Annotated in this window: 21 protein-coding genes; 5 read left to right on the top strand and 16 right to left on the bottom strand. The window is 71.7% G+C overall.

Features of this window, described 5'->3' with window-relative positions; all coding sequences use genetic code 11:
- The first annotated feature begins 193 nt into the window (after positions 1-193).
- The gene (locus CP982_RS01550; RefSeq protein ID WP_170316318.1) at positions 194-838 is read left to right on the top strand and encodes a DUF2975 domain-containing protein; all 645 of its coding nucleotides are present in this window, start codon (positions 194-196) and stop codon (positions 836-838) included.
- Positions 839-1726: 888 nt separating this feature from the next.
- Positions 1727-3046 (top strand): TolB family protein, encoded by a 1320-nt coding sequence (locus tag CP982_RS01545; RefSeq protein ID WP_150508782.1) that lies wholly within the window; start codon positions 1727-1729, stop codon positions 3044-3046.
- Between the two features lie 614 nt (positions 3047-3660).
- Here CP982_RS01545 and CP982_RS42930 read toward each other — a convergent pair.
- Positions 3661-3786, bottom strand: coding sequence for a hypothetical protein (locus CP982_RS42930; protein WP_260423210.1), 126 nt, complete (start codon positions 3784-3786; stop codon positions 3661-3663).
- Positions 3787-3918: 132 nt separating this feature from the next.
- Between CP982_RS42930 and CP982_RS01540 the strand changes: the two genes are divergently transcribed.
- The 3 genes from CP982_RS01540 (at position 3919) to CP982_RS01530 (ending at position 6109) form a co-directional block, all read left to right on the top strand.
- Positions 3919-4791 (top strand): NAD(P)-dependent oxidoreductase, encoded by an 873-nt coding sequence (locus CP982_RS01540; RefSeq protein ID WP_150508781.1) that lies wholly within the window; start codon positions 3919-3921, stop codon positions 4789-4791.
- A gap of 126 nt (positions 4792-4917) precedes the next feature.
- Positions 4918-5310, top strand: a complete 393-nt coding sequence (locus CP982_RS01535) for a hypothetical protein (RefSeq protein ID WP_268255510.1) — start codon at positions 4918-4920, stop codon at positions 5308-5310.
- A gap of 106 nt (positions 5311-5416) precedes the next feature.
- Positions 5417-6109: a phosphatase PAP2 family protein gene (locus tag CP982_RS01530; RefSeq protein WP_229879379.1), complete on the top strand. Its 693-nt coding sequence runs from the start codon at positions 5417-5419 to the stop codon at positions 6107-6109.
- Between the two features lie 22 nt (positions 6110-6131).
- Here CP982_RS01530 and CP982_RS01525 read toward each other — a convergent pair whose 3' ends face one another.
- Genes CP982_RS01525 through CP982_RS01455 form a run of 15 tightly spaced genes read right to left on the bottom strand, consistent with a single transcriptional unit; the run spans position 6132 to position 24768 of the window.
- The gene (locus tag CP982_RS01525) at positions 6132-7457 is read right to left on the bottom strand and encodes a glutamate-1-semialdehyde 2,1-aminomutase (protein WP_150508780.1); all 1326 of its coding nucleotides are present in this window, start codon (positions 7455-7457) and stop codon (positions 6132-6134) included.
- Between the two features lie 7 nt (positions 7458-7464).
- Positions 7465-8016 carry a dTDP-4-dehydrorhamnose 3,5-epimerase gene (gene rfbC / locus CP982_RS01520; protein WP_150508779.1) on the bottom strand — a complete coding sequence of 184 codons (552 nt, stop codon included), beginning with the start codon at positions 8014-8016 and terminating at the stop codon, positions 7465-7467.
- Entirely contained in the window at positions 8013-9236 is a 1224-nt protein-coding gene (locus tag CP982_RS01515; RefSeq protein ID WP_150508778.1) for a polysaccharide pyruvyl transferase family protein, read from the bottom strand. The genes rfbC and CP982_RS01515 overlap by 4 nt, the downstream gene beginning before the upstream one ends.
- On the bottom strand, positions 9233-10180 hold the full coding sequence (locus CP982_RS01510) for a glycosyltransferase family 2 protein (RefSeq protein ID WP_150508777.1): 948 nt from the start codon (positions 10178-10180) through the stop codon (positions 9233-9235). The genes CP982_RS01515 and CP982_RS01510 overlap by 4 nt, the downstream gene beginning before the upstream one ends.
- On the bottom strand, positions 10177-11487 hold the full coding sequence (locus tag CP982_RS01505) for an MATE family efflux transporter (protein WP_150508776.1): 1311 nt from the start codon (positions 11485-11487) through the stop codon (positions 10177-10179). Before CP982_RS01505 ends, CP982_RS01510 begins: the two co-directional genes overlap by 4 nt.
- A 4-nt stretch (positions 11488-11491) precedes the next feature.
- Entirely contained in the window at positions 11492-12781 is a 1290-nt protein-coding gene (locus tag CP982_RS01500; protein ID WP_150508775.1) for a DUF4910 domain-containing protein, read from the bottom strand.
- Positions 12778-13803: an NAD-dependent epimerase/dehydratase family protein gene (locus CP982_RS01495; RefSeq protein WP_150508774.1), complete on the bottom strand. Its 1026-nt coding sequence runs from the start codon at positions 13801-13803 to the stop codon at positions 12778-12780. The genes CP982_RS01500 and CP982_RS01495 overlap by 4 nt, the downstream gene beginning before the upstream one ends.
- Before the next feature lie 3 nt (positions 13804-13806).
- Positions 13807-14454: a PIG-L deacetylase family protein gene (locus tag CP982_RS01490; RefSeq protein WP_150508773.1), complete on the bottom strand. Its 648-nt coding sequence runs from the start codon at positions 14452-14454 to the stop codon at positions 13807-13809.
- A complete protein-coding gene (locus CP982_RS01485; protein ID WP_150508772.1) occupies positions 14451-15245 on the bottom strand; it encodes a glycosyltransferase family protein in 795 nt (264 codons plus the stop codon). The genes CP982_RS01490 and CP982_RS01485 overlap by 4 nt, the downstream gene beginning before the upstream one ends.
- Positions 15242-16495 (bottom strand): class I SAM-dependent methyltransferase, encoded by a 1254-nt coding sequence (locus tag CP982_RS01480; protein ID WP_150508771.1) that lies wholly within the window; start codon positions 16493-16495, stop codon positions 15242-15244. Before CP982_RS01480 ends, CP982_RS01485 begins: the two co-directional genes overlap by 4 nt.
- A complete protein-coding gene (locus CP982_RS01475) occupies positions 16496-17767 on the bottom strand; it encodes a glycosyltransferase (RefSeq protein WP_150515247.1) in 1272 nt (423 codons plus the stop codon).
- Between the two features lie 34 nt (positions 17768-17801).
- Positions 17802-19094: an O-antigen ligase domain-containing protein gene (locus tag CP982_RS01470; protein WP_150508770.1), complete on the bottom strand. Its 1293-nt coding sequence runs from the start codon at positions 19092-19094 to the stop codon at positions 17802-17804.
- A gap of 1 nt (position 19095) precedes the next feature.
- The gene (locus CP982_RS01465) at positions 19096-20631 is read right to left on the bottom strand and encodes a right-handed parallel beta-helix repeat-containing protein (RefSeq protein WP_150508769.1); all 1536 of its coding nucleotides are present in this window, start codon (positions 20629-20631) and stop codon (positions 19096-19098) included.
- Positions 20632-20647: 16 nt separating this feature from the next.
- The gene (locus CP982_RS01460; protein ID WP_150508768.1) at positions 20648-22600 is read right to left on the bottom strand and encodes a heparinase II/III family protein; all 1953 of its coding nucleotides are present in this window, start codon (positions 22598-22600) and stop codon (positions 20648-20650) included.
- Complete coding sequence (locus CP982_RS01455) at positions 22597-24768, bottom strand: bi-domain-containing oxidoreductase (RefSeq protein ID WP_150508767.1); 2172 nt, start codon at positions 24766-24768, stop codon at positions 22597-22599. The genes CP982_RS01460 and CP982_RS01455 overlap by 4 nt, the downstream gene beginning before the upstream one ends.
- Between the last annotated feature and the right edge of the window lie 4 nt (positions 24769-24772).

Below are 24772 nucleotides of genomic sequence, written 5' to 3'. Positions count from 1 at the left end.
ATGGCGCCTGGTCAGGTCCGGCTGGCGGTCGGCTCGCCTTGCTCCAGGACGCCGTCCCGCGCGGTCGCCGCACACTTGCGAAGGTCGGCGCTTGTCGGCGGCAGAGCGCTACCAAGGGAGGGTTGTCAGCGGCAAGCGGCCGCTATATCGTTTTTCGATAGCATCGATAAACGATATGGTGGGGGAGTTCCTGATGGCAACGCTGCGCAATCCGCTGGAGCCGATGTCGACGGCAGTCAAGGGGGCCGTGGCCTTGATTGCCGCGGTGGTCCTCGTGACGCTGCTGGCCGCCCCCTTCGTGAATGTCACCGTGCTGGGCATCGGGGGCGATTCTGTTTGCGCCACGGACCAGGCCACGACGGTCGGCGCCGGCAAGAACCCCTTCCCGGACGACATCCGACCCGCCCCCGGAGCGGCAGTCACTCTCGATGCTCACCCGCGATACTGCACCGACGACCCCAGCGCACTCCAGGGCCTGCTCAGCGCAGCGCATGTGGTGGGCCCTCTTGTCTACTTCCTCGGTGCCCTTGTGTTGGCCGTCCGGCTGATCCAGGGGGCGGAACGACAGGGGCTCTACACCGTGCAGACCGCTGGACGGTTGCGCGTACTCGGATGGTGGATGCTGGGTGGAAGCGTGTTCGCCGCGGTCACGAGCTCGGTGACCGAGACGAGCATCGCCGCTTCCCTCAGCGGCGACGGTGGCATTCTCGCCGCGTCCGGGCTGTGGATGTGGGACGTCCCCTTCACGGCGATCTTCGCCGGTCTCGGCCTCCTCACCTTCGCCCGGATCATGCGCATCGGCGCCGGTATGCGTGAAGACCTCGCCGGGACTGTCTGACGCCGCAGGAGCGGAGAGAGCTGGCGAGATATCACCTCGGCCGACCGAGGCGGTGAGGCCGGATAGCTGAGCCGAAGCCTCGGCGGTGGGCCGGCAACTGCCTCTGCCTGAAGCCCCGGCATGCGGTCCCGCGATGCAAAGTGGGGCGCGCGATTGAGGATGCCAACGATGTCGAAGTCGACCGGAGCGCGAGCCAGGTCAGGTGCTTCCCCAGGCAGATCGGCAGAAACTCCTCAGGCCATCTCGTCGAGGCAGAGGCGCTCAAGGCATTCGTCGATGCGCCGACCGCCCCGCCCGCATCCGAAATCCGGCTCGCTGGTGGGGATGTCGCCATCGTGACGACGAGTGGCGCGACGTCAACCGAAGAGCATGATGGAACGTTCCGCCGAAGAAGAGCGTGCGCATCTCGCGCGTCTCGACGCTGAGGAGCACGCGGCGCCGTGGCGCCGCAGGTACCACGCCTCAGATCCGGCGAAGGAAGGCAACGACTCCATCACAGACCGGCTAACCGCCATGACCGGGCCGCAGCCAGGCCGTTAGGCAGGCTGTTCACGTAGTAGTGCACGGCAGGCCCCGGGACAGTCACCACGACAGCTCCGGGGCCCGCGCCGTTGCCGGGGTGTTCGGGTTGAGCCGACGCCTGTTGGCATCGGTGTCGCCTTGGCGCGACATGGCACACAGGTTGTGTCCGGCCCGCTCGGACCCCCGCCCGATCACTTCCAGACGCCAGTGTGACGGCAAGCCCCCGGCCGTGAGCGGAGTGCCCACGTCCGTCCGCGGCGCAAAGCAGTCTTGCGGGCGTCCTCGCGGTGCTGGTTGCGTCGGAGACCGCACCGTCCTCGCCCCGGATGGCGGGGTTTCTCGGCGGCATCCGCGAAGGGGACAACCATGGCGAAGGGAACCCGTACCACTACCCGCAGACGCGTCGTGGGGACAGCGGTCGCGCTGTCCGTGGCGGCCTCCCTCCTCAGCGCGGCGTCCTCGTCCGCCACGCCGCCGGGCGGCCAGGCGCCACGCACGGACATCGTCAGTACGGCCGAGGACGGCACGCGGGGCAACAGTCACTCGTACGGGGCCCGCATCAGCTACGACGGCCGGTACGTCGCGTTCGAGACCCTTGCGTCCAACCTGGTGCCCGGCGACACCAACGACACCAGCGATGTGCTCGTCCGCGACCGCCGCACCGGCGCCTTCACCCGTGCCGGCGTGGCGGACGACGGACGCCAGAGCCAGCAACGCGTCTCGCTCAAGGCGCTGAGCGGCGACGGCCGCGTCGTCGGTTTCGACTCCCCCGACCCGGCACTGGCTCCCGGGGAACGGCCGCCCGCCATCAGTCACGCGTACGTCCGTGATGTGCGCAGCCGTCACACCGAGTTCGTCGGCATCGGCCCGGAGGGCCAACTGTTCGAGTGGTCCCATCTCGAAGCCCTCAGCGGGGACGGCCGGTACGCGGCCTTCTTCGGCTACGCCCGCATCCCCAGGCCGCCCTTCTACCTCGCCACGCTCTACGTGCGCGACCGCGAGCGCGGCCTCACGGAGGTCATCAGCGAGGATCTGCATCCCGGGCCGCTCATGAGCGATGTCTCGATCAGTGCGGACGGACGCCACGTGGCCTTCCGGGTGTACGACCACGACAGGTACGGCGTGGCCAGCGCCGTGTACGTGCGCGACCGCCGCACGGGCCGCCTGCACCACATCAACCACACGCCGGGCGACCCCAAACCGGTCAGCGACTGGTACGGCGAGCCGTCCCTGAGCGCGGACGGGCGCTCCATCGCGTACGTCACCAACCGCGACGGCCTGCCCGCCAGACATCCTCGCGCGCTGTGGGAGATCTTCGTGCACGACCTGCGCACCGGACGCACTGTGCTTGCGAGCACGGCCCCCGACGACGGACCGCTCAAAAAGCCCGCCCGGTTGCCGCAGATCAGCCCCGAGGGACGGTACGTGGCCTACCCCACCTCCGCCTGCGCCACCGGCGAGCAAGACTGCAAGGCGGCGTTGTACCTGCGCGACGTACGGCGTGAGGGCCCCGAGGCCACCCGCCGCGTCACCGTCGCCCTGGACGGCGGCTTCCCCTCGCACGGGGCGAGTGGCCCATCCCCGGCATGGGGCGGCTGCCTGGTGGCCTTCACCTCGTCCTCCACGAACCTGGTTCCCGACCACCCGGAACAAGTCGCCGACGTATACGTCCGGCACTTGTGCTGAATGAGCGTTTCGCCTGGCTGATAGCGCTGGATGATGGTTCGCGGAGGCTGTTCCGCTGGCCTCGAGGCAAAGGCGGGCCGGTGATGGCGGGGGAGTCGAAGGTCGTGATCGGAATGTGCTCGGCTCTTCCGGGTCGTCCCCCCTACCCGTACGGCAGCTCGGACCACGAGCGCCGGTCGTCCATCGTCGGGTTGCCGATCGCCAGCAGCTTCGCGTCGCCCGTGAGCAGGTTGTTGGTGCCGTTGCCTTCCCCCCCCCGCGGGCCAGCTGCGGATGGCGACGGCCTGGGTCGCGGGGGGCGGGCCGGTCGGCGAACGGGTGCGGCACTGGAGGCGGGGACAGTGCGCGACTCCTGGGTGAGTGACCGAGTGCTTCACATTCAAGGAGACGTGGCAGCCCGGGAAGGTGTTAGAGCGCGTTTGCGCAGCGCCACGATGAAGAACCAGAGCGAGGACGAAACCAATCGGCCGCAGGCCGAGCCGCTCAGCCTGAAGCCGGGATTCACGGAGGCTCATCTCCCAAAGACTTCGCGAAGGGCGAGGCCGGTCGCGGGGCTTGGGGCAGATGTGAAAGTGCTGGTCGCAGTCCCCAACGAGTGGGTGCGACAAGCACTTTCACAACAGACCCCAGCCCCGCTCTTGGATGGTGCGGATCTTCGGGCGGATCGTGTCGTACGGCAGGCCGGTGGCCTCGGCGAGGTCATGGATCTCCCCGCCATGCCAGGAGCCTTCAGGGGGCACCCTGCGCCCCTCCCCTTACGCACCCTTAGGTAACTACGCACTTTTTTGTGCGTACTTGTGAGATGTCAGGGTCGCGCCGAAGGTGAGGGGAAGGCGGCATCTGATCATGCGAGCACACCAACGGGAGCGCTTGTGGGTAACACGGCAGTCACGGTCATCGGCCTCGGTGAGATGGGACGGGCACTGGCGGACGCTCTGATCACCTCGGGGCACCCCACGACCGTATGGAACCGCAGCGCCGGCAAGGCCGATGACCTGGTGGCTCGCGGTGCATCGCGAGCCGCGACGGTCGAGGACGCGGTGCTTGCCAGCCCGCTGACAGTCGTCTGTCTGCTGGACTACGACGTCACAGACGCGATCCTTCGGCCCGCCGCCGACGCTCTGCGCGGCCGGACTCTGGTCAACCTCACCAATGGCACGCCCGCGCAGGCGCGAGAGGCGGAGTCCTGGGCAGTGGGACATGGTGCGGCCTACCTGGACGGCGGGATCATGGCGATTCCGTCGACGGTCGCAACGTCGCAGGCGTTCGTCCTCTACAGCGGTCAGAAGGCGCACTTCGACGCGCACAAGGAGACGTTGCAGGCGTTGGGGGCAGCCAAGTACGTCGGCGCCGACGCGGGCATCGCCGCACTGTATGACCTGGCGCTTCTCAGCGCGATGAATGTGATGTTCGATGGCTTCTTCCACGCGGTCGCCATGGCCACCTCGCACACGGAAGGCAACGCGGCTGGTTTCACGGAGCTCCTTGTGCCCTGGCTGACGAACATGACCCAAGTGATGCCCGCGTTCGCTGCCGACGTGGACTCGGATGCGGAGCCGGTGCTTGCCCAGGGCCTCGATGTGCTGCTGGCCGGTGTGCGCAATATGGCACAGGCGTCGCGGGACGCGGGAGTGCGCGCCGACTACTTCGAGCGCTCAGCCGCGGCGATGGAGCAGCAGCTCGCCGAGGGGATTACCGCCTTCACCGCTCCTGAGGCGGTGCAACGCCTCAGGACTCTCAACTGAGCGAGACTTCGGTCGTTCCGGGGCGCCTGCCGGGTATACCGGCGGAGCCATGGCGTTGCCGCACCCCTCCTCGACCGGAACGGCACTCCCGTCGCCGCCGTCTCGGTCACCCCCGGCGCCCCGCCGATCCAGCGCGGTCAGGAGTTCGCCGCCGTCCTGGCGCACTCCCTCGCGCAGCACCGGATGCTGTGCGACCTGCTCAGCACCCAGGCGGGCGTCCTGGAGCACAACGTCTCCGCGGACGTGGCCGCCCGCTACAAACGAGCGGCGCTCGACAACGTCGCCGCTCTGGCCGCCCTTGCCCGCGGACACCTCCCCGAACTCGGCGGCCGCACCGACCAGTTCTGTGCCCGGGCCGTCATGGTGAGCGGCGCGGTATGGACCCATGCCCGGCCCTCCGCCGCCATGCAGGACCGAGGAATGGCCAGGACCCAACCCGCCTCGCCGCCGCGTCTGCAGGCCGTCCAACGGCCGTGCGCCGCATGCAGGTTGTTGGTTAGGGTGGCGAGCAGGGGCTGAAGGTGACGCCCCTTGGCCGGGGTGAGGGGCAGGCTGCCGGGTTTCGAGGCCGTACGACCGATGGCCCGGACGGCGGGCCACGTCAGACACGACGGGGGACTGATCGGTGCGTCAACGGCCCCGCCCGGAGGGGGAGGCGCGGCACGAGGTGCTGCCCGTAGCGCTGCGCGCGTGGCTCGGTCTTGTCGCGGTACTCGCCGCGCTGGTGGTCGTCGTGATCGGGGTCATGTACTCCGGCCACAGCAAGCCCGGCAAGGTGGACGCCTGGATCGTCTCGCCGACGGCGGACAGCGTACGGCCGCCGTGGCGGAACGTCGCCCTCGCCACGGACTTCTGGGGGGAGCCCGCAGGAGCGGCACTGCTGGTCGCGGCCGCCGTGACGGGCTGCCTGTTCCTGAGGAGGCCTCGCGCGGCGGTGCTCGTCGTGGTCGGCGCCGGTGCGGCCGTGGTGACGACGACGCTGGTCAAGTCCCTGGTGGGGCGCACCATCCATGGCGCGGACAACTTGTCCTACCCGAGCGGGCACACCGCCTTCGCCACCGCGCTCGCCTTCGCGGTGGCGCTGCTCGTCACCGGCCTGCTCGGCCTCGACAGAACGGCCGGCACGGTGCTCGTGCTCGGCTCGGCGCTGGCGGCCGGGGCCGCCATGGGGTGGGCGCAGGTCGCCCTCAGCGCCCACTACCCGACCGACGTCCTCGGCGGCTGGTGCACCGCCCTCGTGGTGGTCCCGGCGACCGCGTGGCTGGTCGACCGGATCGCCGACCGGATGGCCGACGCGGGTCAGCGGGAGCACCGCTGACACCACGCCGAGCCACCTCACCTCACGCCAAGCGGCGGAACACGGGCTTCACCGGCCGCCCGGCCAGCCAGGGTGCGGGATCGGCGGCGTCCAGCGCCTTCCGGTACACCGCACAGGCCTGGGCCACCACGTCGACGGTGCGGTCGATGTCGGCGTCGTCGAGCGCGCTGCTCACCACGAACGACGGGGCGAGCACCCCGCCCGCCAGGAGTTGGCGCAGGAACAGGGTGCGGTACGGCTGCGACGGCTGCCGGTGCTCGTCGAGGGTGGCGAAGACCAGGTTGCTGGCCCGGCCCCGGACGACGATGTGGTCGCCGACGCCCATGCTGGCCGCGGCCTCGCGGACACCGGCGGCCAGCCGCTCCCCGAGGGCGTGAAGGCGCGCGGTGATGCCCTCCTCGACATAGGTGGCCTGCACGGCCATCGCGGCCGCCAGGGAGTGCGTTTCCGCACCGTGCGTGGTGGACAGCAGGAACACCCGGTCGTGGGAGTGGCGAAGGCCGCCCCGCTCCATGAGGTCGCGGCGCCCGGCGAGGGCGGAGACGGCGAAGCCGTTGCCCAGTGCCTTGCCGAACGTGGAGAGGTCGGGGACGACGCCGTACAGGCCCTGGGCGCCCGCCTCGGACCAGCGGAAGCCGGTGATCATCTCGTCGAAGACCAGGACGCAGCCGTGCCGGTCGGCCAGCTCGCGCAGGCCCGCGAGGTAGCCGGGCGCCGGTTCGGTGTGGGTGGCGGGTTCGAGGATCAGACAGGCGATCTCGTCCTGGTACCGGGTGAGCAGCTCCTCCGTGGCGGCCAGGTCACCGTAAGGGAACGTCACGGTGAGGTCGGTGGTCGCCGCGGGAACGCCGGTGGACATCGGCGTGGTGCCGATGAACCAGTCGTCGACGGAGAAGAACGGGTGGTCGCCGCAGAGGGCCACCCGCGGGCGGCCGGTGACGGCCCGGGCCAGACGCACCGCCGCGGTGGTGGCGTCGGAGCCGTTCTTCGCGAACTTCACCATCTCCGCGGTCGGCACGGTGGCCAGGAAGCGCTCCGCGGCCTCCACCTCCACGATGGAGGGGCGGACGAAGTTGCTGCCGCGGCCGAGCTCCCGCCGCACCGCTTCGAGCACGCGGGGGTGGGCGTGGCCGAGGCTGACCGACCGCAGCCCCGACCCGTACTCGATGTAGCGGTTGCCGTCGACGTCCCACACGTGGGCACCGCTGCCGTGGCTGATGACCGGGGCGAGACCTTCGGGGTACTGGTCGTCCCCCTTGGCGTAGGTGTGCGCGCCCCCGGGGATCAGGGCGTGCAGCCGCTCGTTCGCCGTCCGCGACCGGGGCAGGGAGAACTCTTCGCTGTCCACGCTGACTTCAGCTCTCCTTCTGCTTCAGGACCTCGGCGAGGCTCGGCGCCTCCCGGTCCCGCCGGGACATCGATGTGGGCGGCAGCGGCCAGGGAACGGCGAGCTCCGGGTCGTCGAAGGCGATCGTCACGTCCTCGGCCGGATCGTGCGGGCGGTCGATCCGGTACGAGGTGTCGGCGGTCTCGGTCAGCGCCTGGAAGCCGTGCGCGCACCCCGCCGGGACGTACAGGGTGGCCTGCGTCTCGCCGGACAGCTCGAAGGAGGCCACGTTGCGGTAGGTCGGCGAGTCGGGCCGCAGGTCCACGACGACGTCGAAGATCTTCCCGTACGAGCACCGCACCAGCTTGGCCTCGCCCGCGCCGGAGCGCAGGTGCAGGCCGCGCAGCACGCCCCGGACCGAGCGGGACACGCTGTCCTGGATGAAGGCGCCCGGGTCGAGGCCCACCGAGCGGACCACGTCGGCGTCGAAGGTGCGACAGAAGAAGCCGCGCTCGTCGGCGTACGGCGTCGGCTCGAACAGGTACGCCCCGGCGATCGCCGGGACTTGGGTCGCCTTCATGGAGTCTCCTGCCGGGTGCGGGCGTGCGGGTGGTCGTTCGTCGGGAACAGGGCGGCCGTCAGGGCGGCGAACTGGTCCTGGAGTTGCCGGGCGGCGAGCCGGTTCCGCTCGGCGAGGGTCTGCCGCAGCTCCGCCGAGCGCTTCTCCAGCGCGCGGAACTGCTCGACGAGCCGGTCGGCGTCGACCTCACGAGCCGGGTGGCAGTACGCGCCGAGGCCCATGCGTGCCATGAGCGCGTCGCTCTTCGCCGCATAGCTGAGGGCGAGCGTCGGCGTGCCGACCTTCAGGGCGCAGACCAGGTTGTGGTACCGGGTCGCCACCACAGCGTCCGCCGCGGCCGTCTCCTTCATCAGGTCGGCGAGGGAGGCCGCCCCGGCGGCGGTGACCAGCGGCGAGTCCACCGCGTCGAGGATCGCGTCGACCACCGCCACGTCGCACGCGTCGCCGGTGAGCAGCCGGACCGGCCTGCCGTCCTGGACAAGCGCGCGGACGAACCGGGTCGTCCCGTCGAGGTAGCGCCGGTGGATCTCCTCGGCCCTGGCGCGGTCGTCGTTGCCGCCGTGGAAGGCCATGACGCCGACGCAGACCGGACCCGGCGGGCCCGGGGGAGCGCTCGGCGGCGCCGTCAGGGCGAAGGCGAGGTCCGGGTGGACCTCGTCGCGCGCGGTGTCCACGCCCATCTCCCGCATCGCGTCACGGGACTGGGTGTCACGGTACGACCGGTACGCGGCCAACCGCGCCGACCAGCGGACCAGGGCCCGGGTCGGCCGGTTGCCGATCGGTCCCGCGCCCACGCCGACCAGCGCGACCCGGGTGCCGAAGAGGCGGCCCGACGCGCAGAGCAGGAACAGCGAGTACGGGAAGCCCCAGGGCCGCAGCGGCAGCGTGGCCTCCAGGACGCCCATGCCCGGCACGATCACCACGTCGTGCCGCCGCACCCAGGCGGCGGTGCGGAAGACGTCGACGACCTTGCCGAGGCCCTTCGCCGCGACCGCGCCCGCGCGGGAGGCGGTCCGGTACTCGCCGCGGTTCCAGTGCAGCCGCGTCGCCGGGATCCGGTACCGGGCCGCGACCACCTCGGGGCCGCCGCACAGCGCGTCCACGACCGCCCCCGGGTGCTCGGTGCGCAGATACCCGAGCACGGCTTCGAGGGACCCGTCGTTGCCGAGGTTGCCGGAGCCGAGCAGGCCGAACACCCCGACGCGCGCCGGAGACCTCATGCCCGCCGCCCCTCGCGCCCGGCCACCAGGTCGTCGACGGAGACGGTGAGCCGGGCCGGGTCGACCGGGGCGCGGTCCTCGACCCGCTCGCCCGCGCCCGGCCGGGCGCGGCTGGTCGCCCACGCGGCCAGATGGCGGTAGCACGCCCGCCGGTCGGCAGCGGTCAACGGCGTCCGCCGGATCGCCGAGACGAAGCCCCAGACGTACTCGGCGAGCAGCCGGGGCGTCGGGTGCAGCAGACCGGCCCGGCGCGGGTCCAGGTTCACGCACCGCGAGCGCTTGGAGGGGTTGGCCCGCTCGGCGCGGGTGGGGTGGTCGCGGCGGAAGTAGAGCAGCTCCGGCACCTGGTGGAAGGGCCCGTGCAGGCCGATCTCGGCGACGAAGGTGCGGTCCGCGTGGTGGTAGCTGTCGTGCGGCTTCACCCTGCGCAGCACGTCGGCCCGCATCACGCCGTAGAAGTCGTCGCCGCCGGGCTCGAACAGCATGCTGCGGAAGCGCTCGGGCGCGCGCGGGGACGCGGTGGCGAGGGTGTACTCGTACGGGACCTTCACCCGGCCGTCCTCGTCGATGACCGCCTGGTCGGCGTGGGCGAGGATCACGTCCGGCCGTTCGTCGAGCGCTTCCACACAGCGCCGCAGCAGGTCACGGGCGTACAGGTCGTCGTGCGAGGCCCACTTGAACAGCTCGCCGTGGCACTCGGTGAACACGTAGTTGTGGTTCGGCGCGGCGCCGATGTTCCGGGGCAGCCGGATGTACCGGATGCGCGGGTCCTTCTCGGCGTACCGGCGGCAGATGTCCTGGGTCCCGTCGGTCGAGGCGTTGTCGGAGATGACCAGCTCGAAGTCCTCGTAGGTCTGGCCGAGCAGGGCGTCGAGCGCCTCGGCGAGGTACTCCTCGCCGTTGTACACGGGCAGGCCGATGCTGAGCCGGGGTTGGGCGGTCATGACGTCCTCACTTCGGGGATGGAATTGCGGTGGTGCTCGCGCAGGGCGGACCGCAGCTGCAGCCACCACGCGGCCGAGCCGCAGACGGTCGCGGCGGCGACGCCCCAGGCCGAGCCGACCGTGCCGCCCACGGCCGCCCCGCCGAGCCCGCCGCCGACGTAGCAGGCGGAGGCGAACAGTTGACAGCGCAGGCTGCGCCGGGCCGCGGCGAGCGCGCGGAGCCCGGCCGCGGCCCCGCTGCCGAGCCCGGCGCCCGCGACGCCGAGCGTGGCCGGCACGATGAGCTCCGACGCGGAGTGCCAGACGCCGCCGAGCACCAGCTCACCGAACCGGTCAGGGACGAGGAGCAGCGCCGCGCCCCAGAGCAGCGCGGCGACGGCCTGCCCGCCGCCGAGCAGGAGACAGAACAGGCGCAGCCGGTGCGGGGCCTGCCGGAGCACCCGTGCCGCCTCCGCGACGGTGACCAGCGAAAGACCCATCAGGACGGCCAGGAACGGGCCGAGCAGGAGCTCGGCCCCCCGGACCACGCCCACCGCGCTGACGCCGACGATCGCGCCGAGCCCGTACGCCCGCAGCTGGCTGGCGCCGCTGACGCCGACGTTCTCGACCAGATAGCGGGAGCCGAGGTCGCGCTGCTCGCGCATCCACTGGGGCGCGCCGGTCAGCCGGGGGCGGATGCCGGACTGGAGGCAGCCGTATCCGGCGGCCACCGCGGCGGCCGCGCCCCAGGCGAGCACGAAGGCGCCCACGCTGCCCACGCGGGCCGCGAGGACCATGGCGGGGACGAGCGCGACGCACCCCAGGACGTCGTTGACGAACGCCTTGCGGCCGGTGCCCGCGGCGAAGAACGAGAACCGCCAGGCGTCCTGAAGGAGCAGCCCCGGCAGCACGACGCCGAGGCAGGCGAACGCGGGCCCCACCCGGCCGCCGACGCCGAGCCCGACCACCAGGCACACCGCGCCGACGGCGGCACCGACGCCGAGGGCGGTGCCCGACGAACGGGCCGTCGCGGCGCGCCAGGACGCGGTCGGCACGCCGCTGAAGCGCACCACGAGCGGGTCGGTGGCCAGGCCGCGGGAGACGCTGAGCACCACGCCGTAGGTCACCCAGGCCAGACTGAACACGCCGAACGCGGTCAGCCCGAGGGAACGTGCCACATAGATGCCCACCGCGAAGTTGTTCATGCTGCAGACCGCCTGGTCGGCGAGGCCCCAGGAGAGCCGCCCCGCCATGGCCCGCTTGGCGGTGCGCCCCGCGGACCCGGGCGGGGCCGCGGGGGCCGTCGTCTTCTCCTTCTCCGCGGTCATCACGTCACGCTTTGATCAGTCCGGCGGCGCCCAGGGCGTCGGCCGCGGCGGCGACCGCGTCGAACGGCAGCCCGGAGCGCTCGGCCACGTCCAGGAGCCCGTGCTCGCCGTCGGACATGCTGAGCACCCAGAGCATCGCCATCTGCGCCTGTCGCGCGTCGCTGCGGCCGCCGAGCGAGTCGTACAGGCCGCGCCGCCCGAGCTGCGGCTCGCCGTAGGGGCTGAGGTTGACGTACCGCCGGTTGCGGTCGAGGACGGCGAACGCCTCGCGGCAGACCGCGAGGGTGTCCGCCATCGCCTCGGGGGAGACGAAGTCCGGGTTGTCCGCCGAGGTGTGGTACTCGGGGTAGCCGGCGTACGGGGTCCGGCTGAGCGAGCCCACCCCGAGGTCGAACCCGGGGGAGCAGTACTGCCGCTCGTCGTAGCCGTACGGAGTGAACTCGTTCACGCGGTGCGGGCGTTCGGAGGCGGCGAGGACGTGCCGAAGGACTCGGTCGATCTCCGCGTCGCCGCGCCTGCTCCGCTTGTACGTCAGTTGGCCCCGGTCACCCGCGCAGGCCAGCACGAGCCCGTGCTTGACGTGCTCGATCCGCTCCGCGTTGCGGGCCAGCCAGGTGATCGCCCCGATGGTGCCGGGCGCGTAGATGAACCGGTAGGTGTAGTACGGCGTCTCCCGCGCCAGCTCCCGGGCCAGGAACGTCGCCACCGCGATGCCGGCCAGGTTGTCGTTGGCCAGCGACGGATGGCAGACGTGGCAGGAGACGATCACCTCGTCGGCGACCTGCCCGGGGACCACGTGCTCGGCGTAGGTGAGGTGACCGTCCGCGAGGGTGGAGTCGATCCGCACCTCGTAGTCGCCGTCCGGCAGCGCGTCCAGGGTCTCCTGGGACAGGCAGAACCCCCACTGCGGCTTGTAGTAGCTGGTGCGGTAGGGCACCCAACTCGGCTGTTCCGGAAGGGTGTACAGATGCTCGCGCAGCTCGGCGAGCGGCATGGTCGCCGACACCGGCACGCTGTAGCCGAGCACGTGCAGGCTGGACGCGGCGAAGTCGACGACCCGGTTTCCGGAGGCGTCGGCGACGTACGCGTCCCGGATGTTCCACTCCTGCGGCACCGTCCAGTCCAGCACCTGCGTCCCGGTCGGCACCTCGTGCACCTGCAGGGGAACGTACTCGCCGACGATGTCCAGGGTGGCGCGCACACCGTCCCCCGTGATGCTCCGGCACAGCGGGTACAGCCGCTCCACCAGCGCGTGCATCTCCGCCCCCGCGCCGTCACCCGCACGCGTGGTCATCGGCGCCACCGCAGGGTGTCGTCGACCGCACCGGCGTCGGACGCCGCGCGCAGCACGGCGAGGCGGGTGAAGCGACGGTCGAAGTCCTCCCGGGTGAGGCCGTGCTCGCGGTAGGCGTCGGCGAGTTCGACGGCGCCCTGCTTCACCGTCCACTCGCAGTCGAAGCCCGGGATCGCGGCGCGGAACCGGGAGAAGTCCACGCGGTACGAGCGCGGGTCGGCGCCGTTCTCCCCGGTGATGTTCACCTTCGCGCCGGACACCGCCTCGGCGACCTGCTCGGCGATCTCGGCGACCGTGACGTTGTTGACCTCGCTGCCGATGTTGAACGCCCGGTCGTGCACGGCGTCGCGCGGCGCGGTGAGGGCGGCCGTGAACGCCCGCGCGATGTCGACGGCGTGCACCAGCGGGCGCCAGGGTGTGCCGTCGGAGAGCACGAGGACCTCGCCGGACAGGAGTGCGTGGCCCACCAGGTTGTTCAGGACGATGTCGGCGCGCAGCCGGGGCGAGTAGCCGAAGGCGGTGGCGTTGCGCATGTACACCGGGCTGAAGTCGCCGTCGGCCAGCGCGTGCAGATCGTCCTCCACCCGCACCTTGGACTCCGCGTACGGCGTCACCGGGCGCAGCGGGGCGTCCTCGGTGACCAGGTCGCCGCCGCCCGCCGCGCCGTAGACCGAGCAGGTGGACGCGTACAGGAAGCGCCCCACCCCGGCGTCGCGGGCGAGGCGGGCCAGGCGTACCGACGCGTGGTGGTTGATGTCGTAGGTCAGCTCCGGGGCGAGCGATCCGAGCGGGTCGTTGGAGAGCGCGGCCAGGTGGATCACGGCGTCCACCCCGGCCAGGTGCTCGGCCGTGACGTCGCGCAGGTCCACCCGGGGCCCGGGCGGGTCCGCGGGCGCAGGGCCGAGGACGCAGTCGGCGAACAGACCGGAGTCGAGGCCGACGACGTCGTGCCCGGCGTCGCTCAGGACCGGGGCCATCACGGTGCCCAGATAGCCCTGGTGCCCGGTCAGCAGTACGCGCATGGTTCAGTTCCCCAGGTTCAGAGTGAGTTTGGTGGTGGCGAACGCCTCGGCGTAGCGCGCGTGGCATTCGATGCCGCGGATCCGGGCGAGGCCGAGGAAGGCCTCCCGGTCGTACCAGGGCCGGTGCCGCTGCGAGGGGTAGTGCTCCTGCAGCAGCCGCACCTTCTCCTCGGCGACCTCCGGCGTCAGCGGCTGGTATGCCGCGGGGCGGCCGAGGTCGCCGTCCCACTTGACGATCTCGTAGGCGAGGACGAGATGGTCGCGGAACGCGGTGGTCATCAGCTGCGCCAGGCCGCGGTGGTCCTGGTGCGCGTCATCGGTGCGCGGCGCCAGGATCAGATCCGGATCGCTCCGCTCGCGCAGCTCCTCGACCGCGGCCTTGGCCTCCTCCCAGTGCGCGGGAAGGCGGCCGTCCGGCAGCTTGAGCACGGTCAGGCGCAGGTCGGCGCCCGGGCAGAAGGCGGCGAGCGCGGCCTGCTCCTCCTGCTCCCGCTCGCTGCCACCGCCGGAGAGCACGAGCGCGTCGACGCGGACGCCCGGCCGCGCCCGGCACATCGTCAGGAGCGTGCCGCCGGCGCCGATGGCGATGTCGTCGCAGTGCGCGCCCACCGCGACGACGCGGTCCAGAGGTCCCGCCCCGAGCCGGATCACGCCCTGGCTCCCGCGGTGTCCCGCTCCCACACGGCCCACGGCCGGTCACCGCGGGCGTACGCGTCGTCGAGCGCGGCCCGCTCCTTGACGGTGTCGGTCGGCTTCCAGAAGCCGCGGTGCTGGTGTGCCACGAGCCGTCCCTGCTTGGCCAGTTGGGCACATCCGTCGGCGACCAGGTCCCCGTTCTCCGGTATGTGGTCGAAGACCTCCTGGCGGAGCACGAAGTAGCCGCCGTTCTCCCACAGCGGCAGCTCGCTCACCGCGGTGATGCCTCCGACCAGGCCGTCCTCACCCAACTCCACGCAGTGGAAGGAGGACTGCGGCGGCACCACCATCATCGACGCACCGGCGTCCCGCCGGGCGAACCGGTCGATCATCTCCGGCAGCGGGGCGTCGGTGAGCACGTCGGCGTAGTTGGCGAGGAACATCTCGTCGCCGTCCAGGTGGTGCCGCACCCGGCGCAGGCGCTCGCCGATCGGCGACTCGATGCCGGTCTGCGCGAACGTGATCGTCCAGTCGGCTATGTCGGTGGAGAGCAGTTCGGTGCGCCCGCCCCGCAGCACGAAGTCGTTGGACGTCGTCTCCTCGTAGTTGAGGAAGAAGTTCTTGATGTGGTGGGCGCCGTACCCCAGGCACAGGATGAACTCCTTGTGCCCGAAGTGCGCGTAGTAGCGCATGACGTGCCAGATCAGCGGTCTCGGACCGACCATCGCCATCGGCTTGGGCACGTCGTCGGCGGCGCCGCTGCGCATCCGCATCCCGTAACCGCCGCAGAACAGGACGACCTTCATGCTGTGACCTCTTTCACGACGCCGACCTCGACAACGCTCAGTTCCGGGATGGGGAAGACGAGGCGGCCGCCCCAGTCGTGGACGAAGGACAGTTGCTCGATGAGCTCGTCCCGCAGGTTCCACGGCAGGACGAGGACGTAGTCGGGCTTGTCGGCGGCGATCCGCTCGGGCGCCAGGATCGGGATACGGGTGCCCGGGGTGTACCTGCCGTGCTTGTAGGGGTTGCGGTCGACCGTGTACGCGAGCAGGTCGGGCCGGACGCCGCAGTGGTTGAGCAGGGTGTTGCCCTTGCCGGGGGCGCCGTAGCCGACGACCTTCTCGCCGCGCTCGGCCGCTGTGACGAGGAACTTCAGGAGGTCCCGGCGCACCTTGGCGACCCGGGCGGAGAACTCGGTGTACCCGGACAGCTCCTGAAGCCCTGCGGCCTCCTCCCGGGCCAGCACGTCCGCCACCCGCCGGGACGGCTCACCTGCCGCCTCGGCCGGCCGGGCCCACAGTCGGATGGAGCCGCCGTGCGTGGGCAGCAACTCGACGTCCACGAGCGCGAGTCCGCCGCTCGCGAGGGCCCGGATCGCGGACGCGACCGTGTAGTACTGGAAGTGCTCGTGGTAGATCGTGTCGTACTGGTTCTCCTCGATCAGGGTCAGCAGGTGCTGCACCTCGATGGAGACCCAGCCGTCGTCGGCGACCAGGGCGCGCAGGCCCTGGGTGAACCCGACCACGTCGGGGATGTGCGCGTACACGTTGTTGGCCACGACCAGGTCCGCCGGGCCGTGCTCGGCGCGGACGCCGGCGCCGGTGGCCGGGTCCAGGAACTCCGTGAGCGTGGGCACACCCGCGTCGCGCGCCGCGGCACCGACGTTCACCGACGGCTCGATGCCGAGGCAGCGGATCCCGCGCTCCACCACGTGCTTGAGCAGATACCCGTCGTTGCTCGCGACCTCGACCACGAAGGCGTCGGGGCCGAGCCCCACCCGCTCCGCCGCGTCGGCGACGAAGGTGCGCGCGTGCTCCACCCAGGAGGTCGAGAACGAGGAGAAGTACGCGTACTCCTTGAACGTCTCCTCCGGCGTGATCAGCGGCGGGATCTGCGCGAGCCAGCATGCGGTGCAGACCCGCAGGTGCAGCGGGTACGCGGGCTCCGGCAGGTCCAGCTGGTCCGCGGCGAGAAAGCTCTCGCACGGCGGTGTCGCCCCCAGATCGACGACGCTGGCCAGCGCCTCCGAGCCGCAGAGTCGGCATCCTGTCATCTACTTCCCCCCAATTCCGCCCGCGCGGGTGCCCCGCGGCGAGCCGGTGTTTCCGTTTGTCACCGGCGGCGCGTCGACGCCGCCGGACCGACCCGCGATCGCGGTGCGGTACCCCTCCACCAGGCGCTCCAGGCCGACCACCGGGCTGAAGTTCTGCTCGTAACGGCGTCGGGCCGCCTGGCCCATCTCTTTGTTGCGGGCCGGATCGGTCGCGATCCGGCGCAGGTGGGACGCGAGCGAGGCGGGGTCGCCCGGCCGGTGCAGCAGTCCGGTCACCCCGTCCTCGACGAGTTCGACGAAGGCGCCGTGCGCGGCGGCGACCGCCGGGACGCCCGCCGCCATCGCCTCCGCGACGACCAGGCCGAATGTCTCCATGGCCATCGAGGGAGCCACCACGGCGACCGATCGCGCGACGGCCTTCCGGCACTCCTCGGGGTCCTGCAGGCCGACGTACCGGACGTCGTCCCGCCCCGCGGCCCACGCGGTCACCTCCCGTTCCAGCGGCCCCGCGCCGGCGAGCACGAGCGGCAGGCCCACACCGCCCGCCGCGGCGACCTCGTCCCACGCGGTCATGAGCAGCCGCGTGCCCTTGGCCTCCGCGAGGCGGCCGAGGAAGAGCAGGTGCTCGCCGTCACCCGCTCGGCGGGTGCCCGGCTCCGGCACGAAGTTGTGCTTCACCGCGAGGCGCTCGGCCGGCATGCCGGACCGCACCAGGACGTCGCGCTGCGCCGCGGAGATGCAGAAGAACCGCTCCACGCCGGTCCACCACCGCCGCCGGTTGACCGCCAGGCTCATCGCGAGGGGAACCGTCGCGAGGCGCGAGTTCCGGTAGCAGCCGTGCCGGACGGCGGGCAGCGACATCGCCGAGCCGACGCACTCGGTGCACTGCCGTCCGTCCCTGTGCAGGGTGCCGGGCGGGCAGACCTGGGTGTAGTTGTGCAGCGTGGCGACGACGGGCACGCCCACGTCGGCGCAGGCGGCCAGCACCGCGGGCGACAGGAGCGGGAAGACGTTGTGGACGTGCACCACGTCAGGGCGCGAGGCACGGAGCCTGGCGGCGAGCTCCGAGCGGACCGCAGGGTTCCAGGGCACCAGGAGCGGCACCGCGGCCTTGCCCAGAAGGGACCGGTCGGCGATGTCGTCGCTGCGCCGCTCGAACACGTCGACCTGGTGCCCTGCCGCGCGCAGCAGCGCCACCTCTTCGTCGACGACCCTGTTCTCTCCGCTCGGCTGTGCCGAGGAGTAGCGGTTGTGCACTACGAGGACGTGCAAGCCGTGCAAGCCGTGCGTGCCGTGCATGGTCGGTTCACCTCCGGGCCCATCGCGGGACGTGTCGTCTGGGGACTTGGGCCGTGGGGACGGCCGTGGCCGTGGCGGGCGCCGCGAGGAGCGAGGCGGCCAGGGCCAGGTGCAGCAGATACGGCGAGGCGTCGCCGAGCCCGGCCTCGGTGTAGGACGAGATCGCGCAGTAGCTGATCAGGAAGATCGCGCAGGCCCTCGGCAGCGACGGCGGCCGCAGCAGCGCGACGCCGCCGAGGACGAGGATCAGCGTCGCCACGATGGAGACGCCGATCAGACCCTGCTCGTGGTAGACGGCCAGCCAGCTGTTGTCGATCGGGAGGCCGCCGAACGACTTGTCGCTCAGGCCCACGCCGAACACCTTCTCCCCGGTCGACCGGGGCGCCGCGAGGAGCGCGTCCCAGACCTTGGCCCGGCCGGTGAGGTTGGACATGTTCTCCTGGCTCTGTCCGCGCAGGTACCAGGACTGCAGCGCGGAGCTGAACGCCACCGCGGCCACCAGGGCGCACACCACCGTCCAGGCGAAGAACCGGCGGGCGGCGGAGCTGGTCAGGACGAGCGAGCCGATCGCGAGCACCAACCCGATGAGCAGGCCAAGGGTGGCGGTGCGGGTATGGGTCAACAAGAGCAGGACGATCGACGGCACGATGACCACCGCCGCGCTTGTCCGGTCCACCTGGCGGCCCAGCAGGAGCAGCACCGTGAGGCCGATGATGATCGCCGCGTACTGCCCGATCTGCGGCGGGGTGAGCGGCCACAACGCGCCGACCAGGCGCCCTCCGTAGTACTCGGGCATCGCCGTGCCCGGTGACACGACCAGACCGGCGGCGACCAGGACGAGCACCGCGAAGTACATCCGGATGTGGTAGCGGACGAACGTCGGACTGCCGTCCCACCAGCGCGTGAGCAGCCACAGCGTGCCGATGAAGAGGGAAAGGCGGGCGCAGCGGAACAGCGCGCCGTACCCGACCTCCAGATTCGCGCTGGCGATCACGCTCGGCACGAGGAGGAGGGTCAGCAGGAAGACGAAGGCGCTGGCCCGGACGCGCAGCCGGAGATTGAGCGCGAGCGCCAGCGCGAACGCGGACACCAGCGCGCCCATGGTCGCCATCTGGATGAGCGAGCGGGGCAGCGGAACGACGGTCTTCGCCCCGGCGGAGCCGAGCGTGTTGAGGGCGAGGAGCGCCCAGACGATCCCGACGGCCTTCGGCGTGCCCGCGGGGGGCGGTGCGGCACCGGGCGGCTCGCCCGCCGTGTCCGGCCCGCCGGGCAGCGCGCCGCGCATCAGGTCACCACCCATGTCAATCACCGGCCACGAGGTCGAAGACGCTGTCGGCGTCCTGCCGGTAGGGCGCGCTCTGCCACTGGGCGGGGTCGAGCTTCCGGCCCGGGTCGCCCACGACGAAGCTCCACGGCCCGCGGTAGAAGTTGTCGTGCCAGCGGTTGTGCTGCTTCAGAGTGATCGCCTCGGCCACCCGCTTGCCCTTGTACGGCGACCACTTCGGGTAAGTGCCGTAGTTCGCGAGGACCGCCATGCGCCCGCACTCCGCCCCGCACTTGACGACGGACGTGTCGAGGACGAAGCGGTTGTCGTGGATGTCCACCCGCTGGGTCTTCCACCGGCAGTCGCCGTAGAGCGGCGCGGTGGTGATCGCCGGACGCGCGCAGCGGTCGGTGTCCTTCACCAGAAGCGTGCAGTAGCCGGTCGAGGTGTTGGCCGGGCTGTTGCAGAACCGGTCGGCGTTCTCCCACAGGGTGATCCCGGACCAGTTGTTCTCCATCAGGTTCCGGTAGATCTCGATCTTGCTCGTGCGGGCCCGGATCCGTGGCTCGCCGCCCGCCTCGGACACATAGACGGTCGCGTACGGGAAGTCGTCGCCGCGCTTGGCGCTCCTGCGGCCCTCGACCCAGTTGTTCCGCCGGATCGTGTTGTTCCGGATGACCGCGTTGTAGCTGGTCTCATACATCAGCGCGGCGCCGTCGTTGGCTTCGAGCACGTTGTTCTCGATGCGGAAGTCATTGTTGTTGTTGTCCGCCCACAACCCCGCTCCGCGGTTGCCGTGCACCCAGTTGCCGCGGATGTCAGCCTCGTTGACGGCCCAGAACTTGATGCCTCCGGTGCAGCCGCAGCCCGGCTTGCGCCGCTCCCAGTCGTCGGTGTTGTTGCCCACGATCTCGTTGCCCTCGACCACCAGGCCCTTGATGGAGTCACCGGCCTTGTACGCGTTCATTCCGTACTGTCCGTTGGCGCGCAGGCAGCTCGCGCGGACCCGCTGGCGCGCACCGGCCATAAGGCCGGCACCGGAGTTGTACTGGATCTTCGCGTGCTCGATCACCCATCCGTCGGCCATGTCGTGGTTGACCACGCCCTCGTTGTTCGGCGCGACGAAACGCTGCACGGTCAGATGGCGGATGGTGACGTCGCGGGCGGTGCCGCTGAACGCGTACTGATTGGTCTTGCGCCCGTCGAGCACCGCGCCCGGCGCGCCGAGGTAGCGGTTCCCCTTCTTGGGCATGACCTGGGCGTAGCGGTCCGGCTCCAGCCGGTGCTTGCCCGGCCGCAGCCAGAACGTGGTGTGCGGCGGGCTGCTCTTCGTCTTCGCCGCCAGGTCGCCGACCACCGCGGGGTCGACCGTCACCGCGCCCGCGGGCGCCTTCGTCGGCCCGGCCGCGGGATTGGCGCACATCCGGGCCACGGACGCGGAGGGCGCCCCGGACGACGGTCTGCCCGTCGACTCCGCCGGGGAGTCCGACGTGCTCGTACAGCCGGTCGCCGCCAGCAGGACCACCGCCAGCGGTGCCGCCGACAGTGCCCAGTGCCGTCCCTTGACGCCCACGCGTCCTCCCCTCTCCCTAGCCGTGGAACCTGAGTGCGGTGGTGAACCCGTGCGCGCCCTCGGCGAAGCCGGTGCCGACCAGCGTGGTGGCGGGCTCCTTGCGCCCGAAGCCGGGGGAGTACCAGCCCAGCGGCGGTTCGCTCTCGCCGCGGTGGGGCCGCCAGGACAGCTCCCCGGGCAGGTCGAGTACCGCGGAGCGGTTCTCGCCGTCCCGGGACCAGGTGAGCACCGCCCGGCTGCCCACCAGGTCCGCGGTGATCGCGGGGCCGAGGTGGAACGCCAGGCGCACGGGCTTGTGATCGCCGGGGCTGACCTCGTCGACGATCCGTAACTCCCTGGTCGCTGCCGTCAGTTCAACCCTGCGGCGGTGCACGGCGGACTGGTAGCCGTCGTGCTCGGCACACCAGCGGGCCACGCCCCCCTCGGACGGTTCCGCGACCAGGACCCGGCTGCGGGCGTGCCGCGTCCACAGGAACGGGCCGCCGGAGACGGACTGGTCGCCGCCGTCCACTTGCAGGGTGTTGTGCCCGAGGGTCGACCGGAAGTACTGCCGCCACGCGGGCTGCCCGTGGTAGCAGTACGTCCCCGGGTCGGCGAGCACGTCGACCCCGTCGTGCCGGACCTCCACCGACAGCGCGTCCGCGTGGGCGTGCGCGGCGATGGAGAGGAATCCGTGCGGACCGCCGTCGCAGCGGCACCAGATCTCCCCGGGCCCGCGCAGGATGGTCATCCCCGCGTCGGCGAAGTGGGCCGGTCGGCTCGGCGGCCGGCGCACGGACCCGCCGCGCGCGTACGGGCGGATCAGCGCGGCGAGGAGCGGGGTGCGCACATCGGTGCCGGACACCGTCGGCCACCAGGCGAGACGGCCGAACACGGCGTCCCCGGTGGCGAGGAGCGAGCCCCAGCGGTCGGTGCCCGCGCCGTCCACGACCAGACCGTGGCCGTCGTCCGCGTCCCCCTGGCGCGGGGGCCGCAACCGGTTGTCCACGACGGCCGCGAGCGCGTCGGTCATCCGCAGCAGCACGACGCGGAGCGACGCCGGGACCGGCACGCCGGCGGCGTCCGCCTCGGCGAGCGCGGCCAGGCCGAGTTCAAGGACGAGGCCGTGGTACTCGGTGGCCAGCTCGCGGTTGAGGCCGGACGGAAAGGTGTTGGCGCGCAGCTGCCGTTCGAGCGACCGCAGCGCGTCGGCGCGCCAGCGGGCCGACGCGGGGAACCAGCCGAACGCGCAGGCCGCGGCGAACTGCCCGGCGGTCTCCGCGATGACGTGGTTGTTCGCCGAGGACCCCCGGCTGGGGAAGGCGGCGAGCCAGCGCTGGTGGTGCCAGATCTGGTTCAGGGCCACCGGGTTGCCCTCGAAGAGACCCGCCACGCCCGGCCAGCCGTCGAGCAACCGGCGGATCCACACCCACGAGAGCAGCCGGATCCCCAGCTCGATGCCGCTGATCCAGTGCACGCCGCGCAGCGGTGGGTTGGCCGTCCACCACGACCGCAGGTGCGCGGCCACCCGCTCGGCGTACCGGTCGTCCCCGGTGACCGCGTAGGCGGCGGCGAGCACGGTGAGGTACTGGTGCCGGGACGGCTCCCAGATCTGCTTGATGTCCCCGACCGCGTCCTCGCTCCGGTACGGCACGTCGAAGGCGTAGCCCCACGGAGCACGGCGCCCCGTCTTCGGGTCGTACCACCAGTCCGGCTCCGTCAGGTCGTCGCGGACCACCCCGAAGAACTCGGCGTGCCCGGCCATCAGACGGTCGGCCTCCGCGACGAGACGCTTCGCGGCGTCCGGCGGCACCGCGGCGACCGTCCCGGTGGGCAGCACCGAGGTGAACAGGGCGTCGGTCACCAGGGGACACTCCGGTCGCGCGGATCGCCACCGCCGCCTGCGCACCGCGTCGCCCACCCGGCCGCCGAGCTCCCGCGGCCCCATCCGGGAGAGGCGTCGCAGGTACCAGCTCGGGCTCATGGTCATCGCGCCCTCGCCAACGTCACCGGTACGCCACCGGCCAGACCCGCCCGCACCGCGAGGGTCGCCGCCGTGGTGGCCACGAGCGACTCCAGCGGCACCGGCATCGGCCCGCCGGTCCGCACGGCCTTGACGAACGCGGCCAGCTCGGCGTTCTGCCCCTTGTCCCGGGCCTTGGGAAGCCGTGAACTGACCCACCGCTTGCCGCCGTACACCGAGGCACGGACGAAGTCGTCGAGCCGCAGCACCTTGCCGTCCGCGACGAGGTCGAGCGTCTCCTTGGGGAAGCCGGGCGCGCCCGTGGTGACGTAGCTGATGGTGGCGGTGGACCCGTCCGGGTAGCGCAGCACGACCTGGAGGTCCTCGTTGCCGGACGGCGCGGTCGCGTACACCGAGACCGGGTCGGCGCCGAGCAGCCAGCTCGCGGTGTCGATGAAGTGCCCGCCCTCACCGGCGAACCGCGAACCCTCGGTGCCCTGTTGGAGGTACCAGCTGCCGTGCTGGAGGCGGCCCGCGTTGACCAGGTAGCGCAGGCTCGCCGGACCGGTCCGGGCACCGAACCGCTCCTTGGCCTCCCGAAGGAGCGGCGCGAACCGGCGGTTGAAGCCCACCTGGAGCCGGTCGTTGCCGGACTCCTCCACCGCCGCGAGCACACCGGCCAGCTCGTCCTCGGTGAGGGCCAGCGGCTTCTCCACGAACACCGCCTTGCCCGCGAGGAGCGCCTTGCGGGTCAGTTCGGCGTGCGAGCTGTGGCGGGTGACCACGAACACCGCGTCGACGGACTTGTCGCCGAGCACCGCGTCGAGGTCGGTGGTCGCCTCGGCGAAACCGAACTTGCGGCGCGCGTTGGCCGCGGACAGCGCCGTCGTGGTGACGACGGTCGAAAGCTCGACGCCCTCGCGCCGCGCCAGGTGCGGAAGGAGCATCGACGTCGCGTAGTTCCCCGCCCCGACGAACGCGAGACGCACCGGTGTCCTGGTGGCCCGTGCCGGACCCGGCTTCACGTCCACGGCAGGCACGGCCACCGTCGGCGGCGCCGCCTCCACCTCCTGCTCGGGGTAGCGGAACAGCACGGCCACGGCCTTCAGCTCGCCGTCCTTGAGGCTCTGGTACGTCGTGACGGCGTCGTCGAAGTCGGCGATGTGGGAGATCAGGGGCTCCACGTCGACGCGGCCCCGGGCGACGAGATCGAGGAAGCACGCCAGATTGCGGCGCTCGGTCCAGCGCACATAGCCGATCGGGTAGTCCCGGCCCGCCAGTTCGTACTCCGGGTCGTAGCGCCCGGGGCCGTAACTGCGGGAGAACCGGACGTCGAGCTCCTTCTCGTAGTACGCGTTCCACGGCAGGTCCAGACGGCACTTGCCGATGTCGACGACCCGGCCGCGGTCCCGGCTCAAGTGGGCGGCCAGCTCGACGGGGTGGTTGCTGCCGCCACCGGCGGCCAAGTACACCTGGTCCACGCCGTGGCCGTCGGTGAGCTCGACGACACTGGCCTCCACGGCGGCGGACGCCGGATCGCCGCAGCTCACAGCGCCCAGGCGCTCGGCGAGCGCGCAGCGCGCCGGGTCCGGGTCGACGCCGACGACGCGGACCCCCGACGCGGTGAGGAGCTGCACCACCAGCTGCCCGATCAGGCCGAGGCCGATGACCAGGGCCACCTCGCCGAGCTGCGGCTCGCCCTGGCGCACGCCCTGCAGCGCGATCGACCCGACGGTGCCGAAGGCGGCGTGCCGCGGCGCGAGGCCGTCCGGCACCGGGGTGTACAGGTTCTTCGGCACCCAGTTCAGCTCGGCGTGCAGCGCGTGCTCGTTGCCCGCGCAGGCCACGACGTCGCCGACCTTCACGTCGTCGATCCCGGCGCCGACCTGCTCGACCACCCCGCACAGTGAGTAGCCGAGCGGCGTGTACGAGTCCAGCTTGCCCATGACCTTGCGGTAGGTGGCGGGCACCCCGTTGGTGGCCACGCTCTGCATGACCTTGGCCACCTGGTCGGGCCGCGAGCGGGCCTTGCCCAGCATCGACATGCCGGCCTCGGACACCTTCATCAGCTCGGTGCCGGTGGAAATCAGCGAGTAGGCGGTCCTGACCAGGACACCGCCCGGCTTGCACCCCGGCACCGGCACGTCGAGCACCGCCAGTTCGCCGCTCTTGTAGTTCTGCACAACCTGTTTCACCGAA

Origin of the sequence: Streptomyces spectabilis, assembly GCF_008704795.1 — a bacterium.
Lineage (GTDB): Bacteria > Actinomycetota > Actinomycetes > Streptomycetales > Streptomycetaceae > Streptomyces > Streptomyces spectabilis.
The sequence above is the reverse complement of the archived record's forward strand: the minus strand, read 5'-3'. Positions and strand labels throughout refer to the sequence as shown.